This window comes from Vibrio sp. 1457 (assembly GCF_033340195.1).
GTDB classification, from domain to species: Bacteria; Pseudomonadota; Gammaproteobacteria; order Enterobacterales; family Vibrionaceae; genus Vibrio; species Vibrio alginolyticus.
Map to the genome: position 1 here is coordinate 16,393 of NZ_JAWOWA010000005.1, position 16,641 is coordinate 33,033.

20 protein-coding genes and 1 riboswitch are annotated in these 16,641 nt (G+C 42.4%); of the genes, 5 read left to right on the plus strand and 15 right to left on the minus strand.

The annotated features are described in order from the left end of the window. Positions 1-102 precede the first annotated feature (102 nt). Both R7Z41_RS06830 and R7Z41_RS06835 read left to right on the plus strand, forming a co-directional pair. The gene (locus R7Z41_RS06830; RefSeq protein ID WP_017819852.1) at positions 103-1,272 is read left to right on the plus strand and encodes a D-alanyl-D-alanine carboxypeptidase family protein; all 1,170 of its coding nucleotides are present in this window, start codon (positions 103-105) and stop codon (positions 1,270-1,272) included. Positions 1,273-1,484: 212 nt separating this feature from the next. Then, entirely contained in the window at positions 1,485-1,892 is a 408-nt protein-coding gene (locus tag R7Z41_RS06835; protein WP_005373701.1) for an SPOR domain-containing protein, read from the plus strand. A 50-nt stretch (positions 1,893-1,942) separates the two neighbouring features. Here the strand turns inward: R7Z41_RS06835 and R7Z41_RS06840 are convergent, their stop codons facing one another. The 5 genes from R7Z41_RS06840 to R7Z41_RS06860 form a co-directional block, all read right to left on the minus strand. Next, positions 1,943-2,416 carry a peroxiredoxin gene (locus R7Z41_RS06840; protein ID WP_005373699.1) on the minus strand — a complete coding sequence of 158 codons (474 nt, stop codon included), beginning with the start codon at positions 2,414-2,416 and terminating at the stop codon, positions 1,943-1,945. A gap of 125 nt (positions 2,417-2,541) precedes the next feature. Then, entirely contained in the window at positions 2,542-3,558 is a 1,017-nt protein-coding gene (locus R7Z41_RS06845; protein ID WP_005373696.1) for an adenosine deaminase, read from the minus strand. An 89-nt stretch (positions 3,559-3,647) separates the two neighbouring features. Then, positions 3,648-3,747, minus strand: a riboswitch (purine riboswitch). Between the two features lie 237 nt (positions 3,748-3,984). Next, positions 3,985-4,125, minus strand: a complete 141-nt coding sequence (locus R7Z41_RS06850) for a PA3496 family putative envelope integrity protein (protein WP_017633782.1) — start codon at positions 4,123-4,125, stop codon at positions 3,985-3,987. Between the two features lie 50 nt (positions 4,126-4,175). Beyond that, positions 4,176-4,385 carry a hypothetical protein gene (locus R7Z41_RS06855; RefSeq protein ID WP_005373692.1) on the minus strand — a complete coding sequence of 70 codons (210 nt, stop codon included), beginning with the start codon at positions 4,383-4,385 and terminating at the stop codon, positions 4,176-4,178. 240 nt (positions 4,386-4,625) lie between these two features. Then, positions 4,626-4,835, minus strand: coding sequence for a cold-shock protein (locus tag R7Z41_RS06860; RefSeq protein WP_005373691.1), 210 nt, complete (start codon positions 4,833-4,835; stop codon positions 4,626-4,628). Between the two features lie 401 nt (positions 4,836-5,236). On the opposite strand from R7Z41_RS06860, the gene R7Z41_RS06865 reads away from it, so the two are divergent. Continuing rightward, the gene (locus R7Z41_RS06865) at positions 5,237-6,085 is read left to right on the plus strand and encodes a pirin family protein (protein WP_054574573.1); all 849 of its coding nucleotides are present in this window, start codon (positions 5,237-5,239) and stop codon (positions 6,083-6,085) included. 142 nt (positions 6,086-6,227) lie between these two features. Here the strand turns inward: R7Z41_RS06865 and R7Z41_RS06870 are convergent, their stop codons facing one another. The 10 genes from R7Z41_RS06870 to R7Z41_RS06915 all read right to left on the minus strand — a co-directional run bounded on the left by R7Z41_RS06870 (position 6,228) and on the right by R7Z41_RS06915 (position 15,260). Beyond that, entirely contained in the window at positions 6,228-7,076 is an 849-nt protein-coding gene (locus tag R7Z41_RS06870; RefSeq protein ID WP_025767954.1) for a patatin family protein, read from the minus strand. Positions 7,077-7,329: 253 nt separating this feature from the next. Then, positions 7,330-7,668 (minus strand): hypothetical protein, encoded by a 339-nt coding sequence (locus tag R7Z41_RS06875; RefSeq protein ID WP_054577746.1) that lies wholly within the window; start codon positions 7,666-7,668, stop codon positions 7,330-7,332. Positions 7,669-8,359: 691 nt separating this feature from the next. Then, complete coding sequence (locus R7Z41_RS06880) at positions 8,360-8,791, minus strand: YccF domain-containing protein (protein WP_005373685.1); 432 nt, start codon at positions 8,789-8,791, stop codon at positions 8,360-8,362. A gap of 218 nt (positions 8,792-9,009) precedes the next feature. Then, positions 9,010-9,942: a Gfo/Idh/MocA family protein gene (locus R7Z41_RS06885; RefSeq protein WP_017819856.1), complete on the minus strand. Its 933-nt coding sequence runs from the start codon at positions 9,940-9,942 to the stop codon at positions 9,010-9,012. Between the two features lie 123 nt (positions 9,943-10,065). Beyond that, positions 10,066-11,721, minus strand: a complete 1,656-nt coding sequence (locus R7Z41_RS06890; RefSeq protein WP_054577747.1) for a phosphoethanolamine transferase — start codon at positions 11,719-11,721, stop codon at positions 10,066-10,068. 21 nt (positions 11,722-11,742) lie between these two features. Continuing rightward, positions 11,743-12,099, minus strand: coding sequence for a diacylglycerol kinase (locus R7Z41_RS06895; RefSeq protein WP_017635149.1), 357 nt, complete (start codon positions 12,097-12,099; stop codon positions 11,743-11,745). Positions 12,100-12,226: 127 nt separating this feature from the next. Next, the gene (locus R7Z41_RS06900) at positions 12,227-12,619 is read right to left on the minus strand and encodes a hypothetical protein (RefSeq protein WP_005385575.1); all 393 of its coding nucleotides are present in this window, start codon (positions 12,617-12,619) and stop codon (positions 12,227-12,229) included. A 119-nt stretch (positions 12,620-12,738) separates the two neighbouring features. After that, positions 12,739-14,037 (minus strand): ATP-binding protein, encoded by a 1,299-nt coding sequence (locus R7Z41_RS06905; protein WP_005373675.1) that lies wholly within the window; start codon positions 14,035-14,037, stop codon positions 12,739-12,741. Continuing rightward, a complete protein-coding gene (locus R7Z41_RS06910; RefSeq protein WP_005373673.1) occupies positions 14,037-14,750 on the minus strand; it encodes a response regulator in 714 nt (237 codons plus the stop codon). Before R7Z41_RS06910 ends, R7Z41_RS06905 begins: the two co-directional genes overlap by 1 nt. Before the next feature lie 213 nt (positions 14,751-14,963). After that, the gene (locus R7Z41_RS06915; protein WP_005373671.1) at positions 14,964-15,260 is read right to left on the minus strand and encodes an isoamylase early set domain-containing protein; all 297 of its coding nucleotides are present in this window, start codon (positions 15,258-15,260) and stop codon (positions 14,964-14,966) included. Positions 15,261-15,538: 278 nt separating this feature from the next. On the opposite strand from R7Z41_RS06915, the gene R7Z41_RS06920 reads away from it, so the two are divergent. Continuing rightward, positions 15,539-15,919 (plus strand): hypothetical protein, encoded by a 381-nt coding sequence (locus R7Z41_RS06920; RefSeq protein ID WP_054577748.1) that lies wholly within the window; start codon positions 15,539-15,541, stop codon positions 15,917-15,919. An 83-nt stretch (positions 15,920-16,002) separates the two neighbouring features. Then, a complete protein-coding gene (locus R7Z41_RS06925; RefSeq protein ID WP_005373667.1) occupies positions 16,003-16,602 on the plus strand; it encodes a thiol:disulfide interchange protein DsbA/DsbL in 600 nt (199 codons plus the stop codon). Positions 16,603-16,641 lie beyond the last annotated feature (39 nt).

A 16,641-nucleotide genomic window follows, 5' to 3' on the forward strand; every position in this document is an offset into this window, starting at 1 on the left:
CGCCGTTTCAATATACTCGTTTTTTAACTAGGTAATCCCGCGCTTTGAATTCATTCGGGTACCGTTTGTAAGCCTTAAATGCTACTAAGATAAGATGTCATGATGAGAAAAAGTACTATATTACACACAGTGTTAATTACAGGGTTCGCTGCTGTATCCTCGTTGGCTTATGCTGCGCCTTCAGTTGTGCCAAATGCGCCAGAACTCAGTTCTCGTGGTTATGTTTTGATGGACTTCCATACGGGGAAAGTACTGGTTGAACGTGATGCCCACAAACGTTTAAACCCCGCGAGTTTAACGAAGTTGATGACTGCTTATGTAGCTGGTCAAGAAATTAATACAGGCAATATTACGTTGAATGATGAGGTTGTCATCAGCCGAAATGCTTGGGCAAAAAATTTCCCAGATTCTTCAAAAATGTTTATTGAAGTCAATACTTCCGTTTCTTTGTCTGACTTATACCGTGGTCTGATTGTTCAATCTGGTAACGATGCCAGTGTCGCTATTGCTGAGCATGTTGCGGGAAGTGAATCAGGGTTTGTGAGTTTGATGAATAGTTGGGCCGCCAAGCTTGAATTGTCTAACACGGCATTCACCAACCCTCACGGCCTAGACAGTGACGGTTTATATTCGACACCTTATGATATTGCCAAGTTGGGCCAAGCGATTATTCGTGACTTACCTGATATCTATCCGCTGTATAGCGAAACCTCGTTTACTTACAATGGCATCACTCAATACAACCGTAATGGCTTGCTTCGTGATCGTAGTATGAATGTCGATGGCATGAAAACTGGTTATACAAGCGGCGCGGGTTATAGTCTAGCGACTTCTGCAACACAAGGTGATATGCGTTTGATTGCCGTAGTGATGGGAGCGAAGAGTGAGAATGTTCGTGAATCAGAAAGCAAGCAGCTGTTGAGTTATGGCTTCCGCTTTTACGATACGGTAATGCCGACTGAGGCGGGTGCGGAACTTGCGAAAGCTCGAGTTTGGATGGGCGAAAAAGACGAGCTTACTGTCGGCGTAGCTAACGATGTTTATCTCACTTTGCCAAAAGGAGATGTAAAAAATCTGCAAGCGGAAGTTGAATACAACGGTGATTTAGTTGCGCCAATTTCTGAGCAACAAGTGGTTGGTAAAGTGCTTTACAAAGTCGACGGTAAGGTCGTAAATGAAGCCGAGCTCGTTGCATTGGAGTCCGTGGAGGAAGGCAGTTTATTCAAGCGAATTTTAGACTGGTTTAAGCAATTGGTCGCTAGCTGGTTCTAAACAGTAGCGAACTTCTGTCTATATCACTCTATCTTGTTAATTTTCTATTAAATCAGTTTACTAAGGCGACCAACGTGGTCGCCTTACGTTTTTGGAATACTCGTTGCGTTAAAACACAGGCCCTCTTGTAAGGGTGTGTTTTTACCTGACCAAGAGCGTTTTGTGTTTTTGGGTGCGAGAGAAAAGAAACTAGAACAAGAATGGAGTGACACGTGCACAAGATTTTATCTTTGACATTGATTTTATCGCTCATGGGCTGCGCTATGCCTTACCAGCAGGAGGTCGATAGCGGCCAATGTGTTGGAGTCATGACCTCTCAGGATGCATATGGTTATTTAAACCCAAACCATTACACGATGCAGGTACTCGCGCTAAAGCAAGAAAAAGATGTGAAAGATTATATTCGCTATATCGATCCTAAGCATCCGGTTTGGGTTAACTGGAAAAACAGCCGAGGCACGCGTTGGTATACGGTAACTGTTGGTGATTTTAAAACGAAGCAGGATGCCTACAATGCGCTTTCTTCATTACCAAGCCGTGTAAAGCAGTCATCCCCGTTTGTGCTGACTTTTGCGGAAATGCAGCGTAAGCAACAAACGAGTGTTGTGAGAATGCGTTAACCAACAAAAAACGGAAGCGATGGCTTCCGTTTTTGTATTTAGGAGTAAGCTTAAAGCGCCGCTAAAATCGTTTCTGCTTTGCTTGCTTCAAACTCTTTTGGCTCTTCAACGTTTAGCTTAGTCACTGTGCCGTTTTCAATGATCATTGCGTAACGTTGTGAGCGAATACCACCAAAGCCGCCTGTATCCATTTCAAGACCTAATGCTTTAGTAAAGCTAGCGTCGCCATCACCCAACATCAAAATCTCAGAAGCGTTTTGAGCTTCGCCCCACGCTTGCATCACAAATGCATCGTTTACAGAAACGCACGCAATTAAATCAACACCTTTTGCCTTTAGCTCATCAGCTAATACCACATAGCCTGGTAGATGGGCTTCTGAACAGGTAGGGGTGAATGCGCCAGGTACAGCAAAGAGTACGACTTTCTTGTTCGCAAACAGTTCTGTAACGTCGTGGTTCACCATACCATCGGCAGTCAACTCACTTAGAGTTGCAACTGGTAGAGCTTGGCCTTGTTGAATCATGATTCTATTCCTTTTTGTGTGCTAGTTTAGCTTTCTCAGTCTAGCGTTTATAAATGCGGTTAACCACAGAGTTTTTGTAGGGTTTTAATACCTACGCGTTTGACCTAAGGCGTGGCACTATGCCTTTATTGCAACGCTTCGTGCTGGTTTACGTATTGGCTAACAAGGTGACGATATTTCGCCTTTAACTCGTTATCGATAAAGCTGGCATCAATCGCGTTCATTGTAAATTGGGCAAGTTCACTCTTACTCATTGGATGTGCGTTGTTGACGGCCAGAAAGTTATCCGTCATGTAGCCACCAAAGTACACAGGATCGTCTGAGTTAATCGTTACGGCGACACCTTTTCGTAGCAAATCCACAATATTGTGATCTTTCATATCGTCGAATACACATAGCTTAAGATTCGATAACGGACACACTGTCAGTGGCATTTGGCTTTCGATTAAGGATTCAACTAATGCTTCATCATCAACACAGCGAACACCGTGATCCACGCGGCTCACGTAAAGCATTTCAATTGCATCGCTAATATTTTGTGCGGGGCCTTCTTCACCTGCGTGAGCAACGGTAAGTAAGCCTTCTTCTACTGCTTGTTTAAATACGCGCTTGAATTTAGCTGGCGGATGACCTTGTTCTGAAGAATCTAGTCCAACACCAATGATCTTATCACGGTGTTTCAGAATAGCCTGTAGGGTCTCTATGGCGCTCTCTTCTGAAAGGTGACGGAGAAAACACGCAATAATTTGCGAGGTAATGCCAAGTTTTTCGTGACCATCTTTTAGCGCACGAGCGATTCCATTGATAACAGTGTCAAAGTCTATGCCGCGTTCTGTGTGTGTTTGAGGGTCAAAAAAGATTTCGGTATGAACAACGTTGTCTTCTTTACAGTGCAGTAAGTATTCCCAAGTGAGATCGTAAAAATCTTGCTCCGTACGCAGAACTCCCGCTCCTTGGTAATAGAGGTCGAGAAATGATTGTAAGTCTGTGAACTGATATGCGCTGCGTAGTTCACTCGGAGAAGAGTAAGGGATCTCGATGCCGTTTCGTTTTGCTAATTTGAATAAGAGTTCCGGCTCAAGTGAACCTTCGATATGTAAGTGCAGCTCTACTTTTGGAAGACCTTGAATAAATGCGTTCATATTCCACCTTATGTGTATTGTGGATGCAGTTACTCTAAGAATAGGTATAGATAGAAATAAATCGAACGCTATCACAAAGAGTAAGACCCACGATGATCTCAACTCTTCGTAATCAGCACTTTGCGGGAACTGGTAGAGACCCCCAAACCATATCATTGGGGTTATACGAAGCAAACGAGAGGGATTATACGCAAAAATATCGCTTTGGCTATACGCAAATAACCTAACTGTCATTAGTCACGGGTTTTCCTGTGAGCGAAACGACTATTTGCAAGTCACTTGAGTATAGAGGAGCCAGTTGTTTTTGCGTGTGTGAGAGGCACGTGTAATTAGAAGAGTAGTCTAAAAGAGTGGAGATTCGTTTGAGCAAAGGTAGGTGGCGGTACCTTGCACAACGATAAAGGCAGAGAAAGCACTAGAGAGCATTTATAGATCGAATAACTTATCAAATTCTCTTTGTTCCATAATGTCTTCTATGCGGCGTCGAGTTTTCTGCTTTACCGCCGCCGCGTTTTGTTCAGACTCTTTTTTGTCTTTTTCTGACTGCTTCTTACTTTTTCTAGCCATTGGATACCTTCCAAATTAGTTGCATTATCCATTAATGCATGAAAACTGAATCAGTTAACAGTAAAACTTCCTAACTTTGAACCTGAATCACAGAGAATAGTTCCAGATTGCGTTTTCTCACAATATTCAAAATCGATCATGAAGCTATGAGAAAGAAGTTTCGGTAATACGTGCCTTCGTAAAATATCACCATTTAATTGATGTATTTTAGCGTTCCAAGAGGTTTGAGGTTGTTCTAAATTAAATTCAATTTCTAACATTTATTCTCCTGTTTTTTAGTGATTTTCTCTTTGTTAAGTAATTGATACCAATGCCTTTGACGGCCAGTTCTTTTTGAGGACATGATTTTTCCTATAAATAATAAATTAAGCAGTACTATTCAGTTTATTTTAGATAGCACAAAGCAATGCCTAAAATTAGGCTGAGTGATTGATGAAAGAATATTTTTGAAGGAGAGAGGTTTGGTGCAGCATGGGCATGCTACACCAAGAAAAGCAGTCTTATAGAGGAGTTACTTCAGTCGCTTGAGGACCTTTTTTACCTTGCTCTACATTGAAGCTTACTTTCTGACCTTCAGTCAGTGTTTTGAAACCGTCAGAAACGATAGCGTTAAAGTGTACGAATACATCTTGGCCGCCGTTGTCTTGAGATAGAAAACCGAAGCCTTTAGTTTCGTTAAACCATTTTACTGAACCAGTTACTTTAGACATAAAAATACCTTTGAATTAAACATTAAAATTATGATTTGTTTTGTGGATCTTTTCTAAGCTATTGAATGTTCAATCAAGAGGAAGTTGTACGCAGGTGTCTGAATTGGGGATTCAAGATTTTACTGAGAGGAAACTTAAACTAAATGTTGCATTAACAGCTCTCTTCTAAGAGCCAAAGCACACTATACACCTTGTTTAGAAAATAGCTACATTTATTTTAGATAAATTAAATGTGCTCATTATTAACTCGATAAATTGTATTGTTCGAAAAAGTTGAATAAGTAGAACGAATAGTATGGCTCATAATTTTAGCTCATCAACCTAAAATAGAACCTTATAGATAGCCATAGATTAAACATGCGATTTGCAAGCGGTCACAAAGATAAACTAGGAGAACTAGTATGAGTACATTCAGAGAAATTCGTCAGCTTATTCCTGCGCAACCTACTGCTGATGGTGATGGAGTGAAAATTCGCCGAGTAGCGGGTTTCAATCATGCTAGTTTTTCTCCATTTTTGATGATGGATGAACTCAAATCAGAAGACCGCGCTGACTATATCGGCGGTTTCCCTCCGCATCCGCACCGAGGTATTGAGACGCTTACTTATATGTTGAAAGGTCATTTCCAGCATCGTGATCATATGGATAATGTTGGTGAGCTTCGTTCCGGTGGTGCACAGTGGATGGCGGCAGGAAGAGGCGTCATCCATAGCGAAATGCCTATTATGAAGGAAGGCGAATTGCATGGTTTCCAAATTTGGATTAACCAGCCTGCGAAAAATAAGATGCAGCCAGCTCAATATCATGACTTTCAACCTGAAACGATCACTGAGTTTGATACTCCGAATACGGGGGTTGTACGTTTGATTGCGGGTCATATGACTATAAACAACGAACGAATTCAGGGGCCGCTAACAGAGACAGGTGTTGCTGCCACGGTAGCCGATTGGAGAGCGATGGGGGGGCAAGCTTTGAATTTGAACACGGATCAAGACAACAACATGATGCTCTATGTCTATAAAGGTCGTATTCAATTAAAAGGTCGTGAGATCAATCAAGGCGAAATGGCCATTTTCTCGAAAGGTGAATGGGTTGAATTGCAGGCCGAAAAAGAGAGTGGTGCACTGATCTTTATTGGTGAGCCAATTAATGAACCCGTGGTGCATTATGGCCCTTTTGTCATGAATAGCATGGAAGAGATAGAACAAGCCATCCAAGATTACAACTCTGGGTTGTTTGAAACTTACTAGTTTGGACTGCCTACTCGCTTTTTCAGTTAGCGAGCAAATTAAAACAGTTTTGAGCCTGAATATTGGGCTCGACCAGAAGCAAATACGATAATCCACTGCCATCGAATTTGCGTTAGCCACGTTTAATCCACGTGGCTTTTTTCTACTTCTGACTCCATCGTATGATGGCTTCCTTTCCTGCTTCAATTCCTAACTCATAAGCATGACGCAGTGGTGCTGGCGATCGACTCAGCCGTTTCAACTTGAATGTTTCAGGAGGACACACTTGAATGATTTCGATACCAGGTGGTGGGTTGTTGATCAGCGCTAAGGTCTGATTGTAGCGAACTTCACGTGTCAACATAGGTTCAATTAATCCGGGCGTTTCTTTCAACATCCTCCTAGTTAGGGCGCTGAATTTTCCTCTTGGCTTTTGATAGCTTGCGGGCTGACTGCGTAAAACCATAATCTTTTTGGCTCCTCGCTTTATTGCTTCTGCAACAGGAAGTGCGTCTGAGACGCCACCATCAACGTATTGAATTCCGTTCAGTGATACGCCATTTCGGTAAAGTACAGGCAGTGCGCTGCTGGCTTTCATTGTTTCTGCCAAGTCGTCGATATCAGGAAGGTGGTACTCCGCTTGCCCATTGTCTTGACGCGTCACGCCTAAAAAGAAAGGTCGTGAATCAGCTTTGAGCGCAGATTTATCGATGCCAAGTTCTTCGAGGGTGACATTCCACATCCAGTCTAAGTTCATCATATCACCACCACGTAGAAGTTGAGATGGAGAGATAAATTCTTTTCTTAAGCTGTAATCGAGGTAGATTTTTAAGTTACGTCCGGGCATTTTAGCTAAGTAGGCAGCCAAGTTGCTAGCACCCGCAGACACTCCCCAAAAGCTATCAAATGGAGAGAACTCGCTAGCAAGAAAATGATCGAGTATGCCGCATGAAAATACGCCTCGCATGGCTCCACCTTCGACAATCAATGCTCGAGAGCCTACTTTTTCCATCACTTCGCTCCACTCTTTATCAATCGGATAATAGCGTGCAGCTTAACGCATAATGGTTTTATACCCAAGTGGGCCAAAGGTCTAGGTTGCGTTCCTTTGAATAAAAAGGGCATCGATGGATGCCCTTGTCACTTTTAGCCTATGGAATTGCGGGTAATTGAGTCGCTAATTTAGTTCAGGAGAGCCGACTAGCCCCCTTACATAGAGCCATACCTGTAGTCCCATACTGATCGTTGTTGGAATAGTTTGATGATCACTTGTTAAATAGGCATACAAACACTATCCAGAGCGTTGTAAGCAAAAGTAATGGGGTGAATACTTTCTGGATAGAAGCGCCATCCGTTAAATTGTAAATTTTGATGGATTCATTATAAAACGCTCGTTTGAATTCTTTGAAGCTAATGTCGCTCTTCGCATGCGACTGTTCATAGTGCTGGTGCGCTGCGTCCGATAGTCGGTATTCCAAGTCTTGGAGCTCGTACTCCTTGTTAAAAAACGCATCCCAAGCCGAAAGGCGGGCTATCGTTTTAGGAGATGGATCCCCATTTAGTTTCTCTAGACGCTTAGCATAAGCTGCTTGATATTTATCCACGGTATATTCCTGTCTGAATAGACGTTGAGTTAGAACATATGTAAAAAGAAAAATAAGTAATAAAAGGTTTTTTACGTTCTATACCTGTGATAAATGCTAAAAAGTTCAATGCTCTAGCACTCCGATGTCGCAAATGATATTGATGGAATTGCTCTGCGACAAATAAAATAATTACTCTAGATAACAACGAATTTTTGTTGTTTTTTAAAAAAACTGATCATGAGATTGAGTGGGGAGTTTTACCGAGAAGAATTTCGCTACTGTAACTGTCTATATTTACTCAAAAAGAGAAAATCTTAGAAGCTTTCTTTGATTGATGTGAGATATTTTAGGTCGAAAAGCATTAATTTTGGCTATGCTTATAGTTCGTCTTTTTTGTTGTTGAACTCTACTTCGAGGGGGAAAGAACCCATATTTCGAGCATAGGATAGCTCGCTTTTTCGTTACGTCGTTCTTGGAGTTTGAATCAGTGACGACGCTATGAGTCTAGCATCTTGAACTCACTTGGGTGTATTGATTAATTATAAAAGTAAAGCAGTGCTGAGCTAGGATAAACTTCAACGTAAAGGTGACGGTATGAATATACAATCAGCCATTATTGAATATGCGATAGCGATTATAGGCTTACTTTTGACGGGCGTTACCCTCTGAGCATGACTGCCCAGAGGATAGAAAGCGCATTAGCTTTTTGCTAACGATTGATGTTGTATCGAGCCATTGCAGCCTCTTCTGACGATACAACCGTTTTACCAATTGGTGCGAGTGAAATAACCGCTAGCTTGAGGTGTTGGAGCGCAAACGGAATGCCGATTATGGTGACAAAGCATGCTGCGGCAGAAAGTACGTGACCGATAGCTAACCAAAGGCCTGCAAATACAAACCAAAGGACGTTACCAATAACGCCGAGCGGACTCGTGCCAATGTCCATTTCATTGGTCAATTCATCGCGTGAGATGGCCTCTTTACCGAATGGGAAAAAGGAAAAATTACCCATAACGATACACGCACGCCCCCAAGGTATTCCGATGATGCTAATAAAGGCCAAAATACCAAAAAACCACCATAGCAACCCCATAAATACGCCACCAAATACAAACCAAATGATGTTACCAAGTGTTCTCATTCTATTTCCTTTATTCTTGAATGTGATGATTCAGATACCTGAGAGCACCGTAAAACAAATCTAAACCGTCTGTTTTGTCAATGTGTGCTTTTGTGCCCTCATTCACCTGATTGATAGAATAATCGCCGTAGTCTTAACAGAGAATGAATGCCTTCCTTAATGCAAGTCTTTTTAGTATAGAGCGTAATACTCAATCAAGCATATAGCCAAGAATCGCATTATCTAGAGACAACTTTCTCGAGATATTGACAAATTTGCTCTGCCAATCGATGGCTGGCAATGTTGCGTGTTACTACTTCATCAGCAATATTTCCAGACTCAACGACGCCAAACCAATCGAGCAACATCGAATGGAAACCTTTACTCGTCAGCATTGGCGTCCAGTCTTTCAAATTGATTTTTTGCTCTTGGTTAGCTTGCCATAGTTTGCCTTCAACGAAGGAGTCGAACTCAACTGCCTTGTTTGCATAACAAGCTTGAACGCGCTCTGTAGTGATACCGAAGTGGCGATTCATCGAGGCGTGGAGCAAAGTATTTCCATGTTGCCACTGAATATCTAAACGCGCCAACTGACCACCTTCAAGTTGATGAGTTACATAAGCATCTTTTAGATCGGCTTTGGCTGTGACGTTAACGCTGTCTAATGGGTGAATAAAATCATCAAATATAAAGGTACGAACATCCCCCGGTAGTTGGTGACGGTTCTTTTCCCAGCGTAGCGACTTTAAGTCAGATATGTTGCCTTGCTGCACTTGTGGCATATGTTGGTTGTAAAGTGGAATGTGACGACGGTTAAAGCCCACATAGAGTGGCTGTCTCTCTTTTTCGGCAATGTCGTACAGCTTTTCCACGTCATCAGCACTATTCGCTAATGGTTTGTCGACAAAGGTTGGAATTCCATGCTGCAGAAAAAATGCCGCTATTTGAGGGTGTACGCTTGTTGCCGCATGAATCATGACGGCATCGACGCCAAAGTGCAGAAGTTGCTGGTAGTCTTGGCAGATCTCTGAGATTCGATACTGCCTAGCTAGGCTCTCAAGTGTGTTTGGGTTGCGGGTACAAAATACAAGTTCGATATTTGGAAGCTGAGTGATAACAGGAAGATATGCTTTCTGAGCGATATCCCCTAGACCAATAATACCAATTTTCATCCTAGTCCTTATCTCGATGTATGGATCGCGGACTGTCAGTATAACGCTTGGCTCGGCGATGAGTTTAAATACCTTGTTAGAAAAAGCCTGATTCACACTTTGAGCCAGGCTTTATTGAATGATTTAGGAAACGGCTCGGCAGGCTTTGAATATATCTAACTTGCTATCGTAGGCTTGAGTTTGTACATCCATAATGCCTAATAAAGAGTGGAACACGTTATCATGTGAGTATTGGCCTGCATTCTGTGCTTGTTTATACAAACAGTCAGTATTGATCTGCTTCGCTTGTTTAAAGCCTGAAGACAGCCACATAATCAAAGGAACGCGTTTTTGGAAATCTGGTGCAAGGCCATAAGGCATACCATGTAAGAACAATCCGTTTTCGCCTAGTGACTCACCGTGATCCGATATGTAAATTAGCGCGGTATTATACTCAGACTCTAACGCTTTAAGTTTTTTGATGGTTTCTGCCAATACAAGATCGGTGTAGCGTATTGTATTGTCATATGTGTTCACTATTTGTTCGATGCTACAGTTTTCGATATCTGCACGTGGACAGTCTGGTTTAAAGAAGGCGTTGTCTCTTGGGTAACGCTGAAAATAGGTCGGACCGTGGCTTCCTATAAGGTGCATGGCGACCACTCGGTTACCGTGCATATCCGCGACTTCCTGATCAAAATGATCTAATAGCGCCATGTCGTAACAAGTTTGGCCATTACACATAGGGCTTACTTGCTTTCGATCCACTTCAATTTTCTTGATCTTGTGGGCTACTTCTTTATCCCCACCGTCATTTTCTTTCCAAATGAGGTCAACCCCAGCGCGCAGCATTATATCGAGAGCATTGTCCTGGTTATCCGCTTTGGTGCGTTCAAACTCGTTTCGCGTGAGCTGTGAAAACATACAAGGCACAGATACAGCAGTCGCGGTGCCACAAGATGCGACGTCTTGAAATGAGATAACATCCAATTTACTAGTATAAGGGTTTGTCTCTCGTGTATAGCCATTGAGTTGGTAGTTCTGCGTTCGAGCGGTTTCTCCTACGACAAAAACCAGTAGTGTTGGTTTGCTCTGTGCTTGCTGTACGGCGCTATCTGACTGCTTTGCATCTGTGCCGATTTCTCGATATGGCTTTGGCGTGGTGAAATATTTCTCCTTCACATACCCGGTCGCGCTATAAACGAACTGGGTGGGTATGATGATTTTTTTCAGGTGGCTATTGTTGCGCCCTACAGATGCGTAGTCTTGATAGTACACGCTGGCAATGACGGCGATGACAGCTAGCGACGACAGCATCGATACTAATTTGGTAACAGAGAAGTACAGTAATTGGTGACGTTGAGATTGCAGCTTGACCTTAAAGACAATTATCGCTGGGATAACTCCCATAATCAGCGTCCAAATTACAGAGTGAGCACTCAGGTAAGAACTCGCCTCGCTCGAATCGGTTTCAACAATATTGGCAATCATTCCAGAATCGAAAAGTGTGCCATAGTTATAGCTTGCGTAGCTCACCATACTTGAAACAATGATTAAAATTATAAAGAACGGCTTGCCGATCCAAGGCCAACTAAATAAATTAAAAAGGAAATTGAGCGCGGCAAGAAAGAAAATTGGTATTGTGATAATAAATCCAATCTTGACATTATCTAAGTGTGTAAAGATGCCGATCAGTTCTTTATAAATAGGGATATTTACGACGAGAGCGAAATACAGCGCCAACAGGAAAGTAAAGGTAACGTAAGAGATACCTCTCTGTTGTAAATCATGTGTCTTCATAATGAGTGTCTTGAATAAAAATTAGAGCAAGAACGAAGCCCAAATAAAAAGGGCAAGAGTTAACGCAACAAATACTGCTGCTGAGCCAATATCTTTGGCTCTACCACTGAGCTCGTGCCAGTCATCGCTAACACGGTCGACAACCGCTTCTACGGCGGAATTAATGAGTTCGACGATCAATACCAAGAACAGGCTACTGATCATCAGCACTCTTTCGTATGTGGTGACAGGAAGGAAAAAAGCACAGACGGAAAGCACCAAGGCGAGAATCAATTCTTGTCTAAAAGCGGCTTCGTGTGTCCATGCGGCTTTCAATCCTTGAAATGAATAGCCGGTCGCATCCATGACACGGCGTATACCTGTTTTACCTGGCTTCAAAATATGACCTTACTATTTAAGCATTGGGATGGAACACATATCCCAGAGAGGTAACGAGATTAATCGTTACAGCGTGAAACATTTGTGAATAGAATCCATCGCGTGATAATTTAAGAAAAGTGCTTATTTAATCAAGATCGTAGACGGTATATCCTTTGTGCTGGAGGCATTTACGCAATACGAGAGATTGAGTTTTGGTTGAATCATTTGTTCCACTCAAAGCACCAGCTCCAGCTCCTACAGCACCGCCGGCAGCAGCACCGACAGCCGCTCCACCTAATCCGTCTTCTAGCGCACCAGCAGCTGCGCCGATCAATGCGCCTGTAACTGCCCCATTAGTGGCTTCAGATTTCGCTGCCTCTGATTTGTCGACATTTTCTGCATAGCCTTGGCAGTAAAGAAAGTCTTGTTCATATGTACTAGGGTCGACATTGGTCATGTCGACGACAGGTTTTTGGTTGTAGGCGCAAGCTGTAAGCGTAGAAGTAAGCGCCATAATCAGGATAAAAGATTTATACATGAGTACTATCCATTTAGTGTGTGAATCTTATGGATTAAATGTACACTGTTTTATTGTTGGGCTCTGTCGCTTGAGTGTATTGAAGTGTCGTCTTCTGTAAACGGGGTAGGAAGGTTAAGTTAACTGTCTGATTTTTTGAGGCTAAGTGTGAAGCAAGCTCCTCCAAGTGGGCTATGGCAAATCGAAACTTCTCCACGTTGAAGCTCCATTATCTGTCTGACAATCGCCAACCCGAGCCCAAACCCGCTCGTCTTTTTGTTGCGAGATTCATCCGCGCTGTAAAATGGTTCGAATAGATGAGGCCAATGCTTTTCTTCAATACCTATGCCATCATCATGAACATTGATGAAGCAGCGGTGCTGATCGTGTTTTATCTCTACTAAAATCTGCTTATCTGCGTATCGCATTGCATTGCGCAGCAAGTTATCTAAGGCTCGCTTTAACAATTTTGGGTCAGCAAACGCAAGAACGTTTTCTGAGTTTACTTCTTGAAGCGAGATAGCGAGCGTAGTCTCTTTTTGCCATCTCTGTCGTAACTCTTTGACTAAGTTGAATAGGACGACTTCTTCTTGAGTTTGTAATGCTGTGTCAGGACGCTCCATCTTTGCGTAGTAAAGCAATTCTTCAACCATTTCTTCCATCTCGTCAATGTCTTCGACGATACTGTAAACATACTTTTTCTGTTGTTCAGTTAAGGTTGAATCCGATAACAAATCTGCTTGCCATTGTAAGCGGAAGATTGGGGTACGCAATTCATGTGCAACGGCGTTAGTTAGCATTTTATTGCTAGTGATCAAGCGAGATACTTTATCGGCCATCGTGTTAAAGCTTTTGTTCAACGTCCCAACAGACTTAGCGCTTGAGGTACTAGCTCGAGCCTTGAAGTTACCTGAGGCAAACTCAACGGTCACTCTCTCTAGCTCTCGAATCCGACGGCTTAAGAACCAGATCAACAATATGCAATACAGAGCAAATCCAGCTAAAAAGAACAACCAAACGATATTGTCATCAAAGTTGGCAGCTTTAACCACAGGACTATTCGGATTATCGCTCATTTTAAAGATAGGCGTGCTCGCATCTAGGCGGAACCAGATATCCCTTTCTTCATCGTAAGCGACGTTAACGGAGGTATCACTTTCAAACGCCTTTTTGATGTCTGTTGGAAGCTCTTCAAGCGTATGAGGCACCAACAAACGATGGCTTGATGTGGCAAATTGTTCCAACTGTTGTTGAGTATATTCTAATCCGTGTTCTTTATAGATAGGGTAGATCAGATCGTGAAAAGCTTGACCCTCATGCTCTTGTAACAGGTAGTCATAATCTGTGTTGATCTCATAAACTAAGAACTCGTATCCCCACAAGCTAGCCATAAACAGAATGATAAGGCCAACAAAGCTTTCCAGATAAATCCGTCTCATTATTCATTCCATGCATCAGGCATAAATAGGTAGCCTTTGCCGCGAACGGTAATGATTTTTTGTGGTGAGCAAGAAGCATCGCCTAGCTTCTTTCTCAGTGTCACTATGCGATTATCAATGGTGCGGTCTGTTCCATCGTATTCAATACCACGCAGTGTTTTGGTCAGCCACTCGCGTGATAGTGTTTTTTCAGCATGCGTTGCAAGAACCCACAACAAATCGAACTCGCCGTCTGTCAGCGCAATTTCTTCTTGGTTCATTACGCACGATTTACGCAATCGGTTTAAACACAGAACACCAATTTGTAGGCCGTTTTCGGACTCGGTAGGCGCCGCCTCTTTTCTTCTTAATAGCATGCGAATACGAGCCAGCAATACGCGAGGTTTGATGGGTTTAGTAACAAAGTCATCTGCGCCTATTTCTAATGCGGCGACATGATCGAAGTCATCATCACTTGCTGTCAGCATCAACACTTTGCCTTTGTAGCATTCTCGGATTTGACGACATACACTCAGACCATCTTGCCCGGGTAGCATCAAATCTAACAGCACCACGTCTGGTTGTGTGTCAATAATCGCATTGGGTGCGTCCGTCCCATTGTCGATACATTTGACCTGAAAACCTTGTTCAACAAAATACTCACCCAACATAGTTTGTAATTTGGGATCGTCTTCCACAATGATTAGAGATGGTTTGATTTGTTGTGCGTTCATTTAAGTGATGTATACAATATTTAATATCAATGGAACTTAAACAAATTTACGAATTATTTCAAATAAAGCTTTCTCAGAATAAGGTTATCGGATGAGTTAATTGGATAAAATTGCCAATTAATGATTTAAATCTAATCACCAATCACATTTCGAGAGATGTAAAAAGGCGCAACGTTTGCGCCTAGGTATGGAATCTTAAAGCGAAATTACCGCTTATTCGGTGGTACATACGACGCTGTTGTCGCTGCCAAATGCATTTGGAACGTAAGCATCAGCTTGTGGGTCATTTTCCCACTTCGCGTCATCGAGCAAGTAACGGAACTGAACATTCTGCGCTTTAGGTAAGCGGGTTTTAAATTTAAACTGACGACTTTTCTTCACTAATTTCATCGGTTCTGGCTGCCAGTTGTTGAAGTCTCCAGCAATTTGGACAGAGTCCCACTGATCTTTATCTAGCTCGAACGTGACTTCGACTTCATCTTTTGTCTTAAAGAATCTTTTTTTAAGCATTGATCTTTCCTTGTTCGTACAAAAACCGTTCTAACTATTACTCGTGTTTCATAATGATTTCAAGTTTTATCGAATTGTTGCTGGTATCTGATGAGGGGAGTATCCGAACGGTGAATAGCTCGTTGTGCTGGTTTCGTGTACTGAGGGAGCGTTAGAGAGAAAATTCACTAGCCTAAAATGGTCAAAGAACAGAGTTTGTTAGCGAGCCGAGAGTCCGTATCTTGAAGTCAAATCGTTATCATGTATTATCTTAAATCACCATTTTCCTTGATGTAGCTATGTTGAAGTTTAACCGTACATTGTTGACTGCGATAGTTTGCTTAGTTGCTATGCTTTTGAGTAGTGTCGCTCCTGTGGCGGAGGCTTCCGCTCCGATGAAAACAATTGAAGTACGCGATCTTATTGTTCAACAGGCTGCTCTGCACAAACAACTTGGCGTCAATGACGACTGCGTAGAATCACATCACGATGAGTCAGCCATCAATAAGGCACAACAATCTCACACGAGTTGTAGCTCTTCCTGCATGGTCAAAATTCCCGCCAACTTATCTCAAAACGACTTACTGCTTCTTCCTTATAGCCTTGCTTTGATTGATAGGCCTCTAGTCGAAAAAGTAGTGACAGTGATCACCAAGCTTTATCGTCCTCCGATTGTTTAATTCCTCATCTCAAATTACTTGGGGTTTACCCCTTTTTACCAAATGAAATGATTTGGCATTTGAATGCCACAAGGAAATAAACAATGAAAAAACTACTTGCCTTATGTAGTGCACTTTTACTGACTTTTACCGCTCATGCAGCGCAATTTGAAGAAGGGAAGCACTACAAAGTTCTGGATGTTAAGAAAGCATCGAAACCTGTTGTGACGGAATTCTTTTCTTTTTATTGCCCACATTGCTACAAGTTTGAGTCGCTTATTGAGCGTTTAAAACCTGCTCTGCCAAAAGAGGCAAAGTTTGAAAAGGTACATGTGGGGTTCATGGGCGGAGATATGGCGATTCCGATGGCCAAGTCCTACGCGACGATGGTGTCGCTAGGAGTTGAAGATACAATGATTCCTGCTATGTTTGCCCAAATTCATCAAAAGCGACAAGCGCCAAAAGACGAAGCTGAGCTGAAACAGCTGTTCGTTGATAATGGCGTCGAAGGTAAGAAGTTTGATGCGGCGTACAATAGTTTCGCCGTAAACTCAATGCAGAAAGGTTTTGATAAGCAATTCTCTGCCAGCACGTTGAGAGGGGTTCCGGGTGTGGTTGTGAACAATAAATACATTGTTTTGGCCAACGAAATTCGTACTTACGACGAGTACAATCAATTAGTTAATTACTTATTGACGCTGTAACTGTAAATAGCATTGAAGCTTAAAAATGGCGACGGTAGA

Coding starts and splice junctions, on each gene's coding strand:
- R7Z41_RS06830 (WP_017819852.1), top strand. CDS start 103: ATGAGAAAAAGTACTATATTACACACAGTGTTAATTACAGGGTTCGCT.
- R7Z41_RS06840 (WP_005373699.1), bottom strand. CDS start 2,416: ATGATTCAACAAGGCCAAGCTCTACCAGTTGCAACTCTAAGTGAGTTG.
- R7Z41_RS06845 (WP_005373696.1), bottom strand. CDS start 3,558: ATGAACGCATTTATTCAAGGTCTTCCAAAAGTAGAGCTGCACTTACAT.
- R7Z41_RS06850 (WP_017633782.1), bottom strand. CDS start 4,125: ATGGCTAGAAAAAGTAAGAAGCAGTCAGAAAAAGACAAAAAAGAGTCT.
- R7Z41_RS06855 (WP_005373692.1), bottom strand. CDS start 4,385: ATGTTAGAAATTGAATTTAATTTAGAACAACCTCAAACCTCTTGGAAC.
- R7Z41_RS06860 (WP_005373691.1), bottom strand. CDS start 4,835: ATGTCTAAAGTAACTGGTTCAGTAAAATGGTTTAACGAAACTAAAGGC.
- R7Z41_RS06865 (WP_054574573.1), top strand. CDS start 5,237: ATGAGTACATTCAGAGAAATTCGTCAGCTTATTCCTGCGCAACCTACT.
- R7Z41_RS06870 (WP_025767954.1), bottom strand. CDS start 7,076: ATGGAAAAAGTAGGCTCTCGAGCATTGATTGTCGAAGGTGGAGCCATG.
- R7Z41_RS06880 (WP_005373685.1), bottom strand. CDS start 8,791: ATGAGAACACTTGGTAACATCATTTGGTTTGTATTTGGTGGCGTATTT.
- R7Z41_RS06885 (WP_017819856.1), bottom strand. CDS start 9,942: ATGAAAATTGGTATTATTGGTCTAGGGGATATCGCTCAGAAAGCATAT.
- R7Z41_RS06890 (WP_054577747.1), bottom strand. CDS start 11,721: ATGAAGACACATGATTTACAACAGAGAGGTATCTCTTACGTTACCTTT.
- R7Z41_RS06900 (WP_005385575.1), bottom strand. CDS start 12,619: ATGTATAAATCTTTTATCCTGATTATGGCGCTTACTTCTACGCTTACA.
- R7Z41_RS06905 (WP_005373675.1), bottom strand. CDS start 14,037: ATGAGACGGATTTATCTGGAAAGCTTTGTTGGCCTTATCATTCTGTTT.
- R7Z41_RS06910 (WP_005373673.1), bottom strand. CDS start 14,750: ATGAACGCACAACAAATCAAACCATCTCTAATCATTGTGGAAGACGAT.
- R7Z41_RS06915 (WP_005373671.1), bottom strand. CDS start 15,260: ATGCTTAAAAAAAGATTCTTTAAGACAAAAGATGAAGTCGAAGTCACG.
- R7Z41_RS06920 (WP_054577748.1), top strand. CDS start 15,539: ATGTTGAAGTTTAACCGTACATTGTTGACTGCGATAGTTTGCTTAGTT.
- R7Z41_RS06925 (WP_005373667.1), top strand. CDS start 16,003: ATGAAAAAACTACTTGCCTTATGTAGTGCACTTTTACTGACTTTTACC.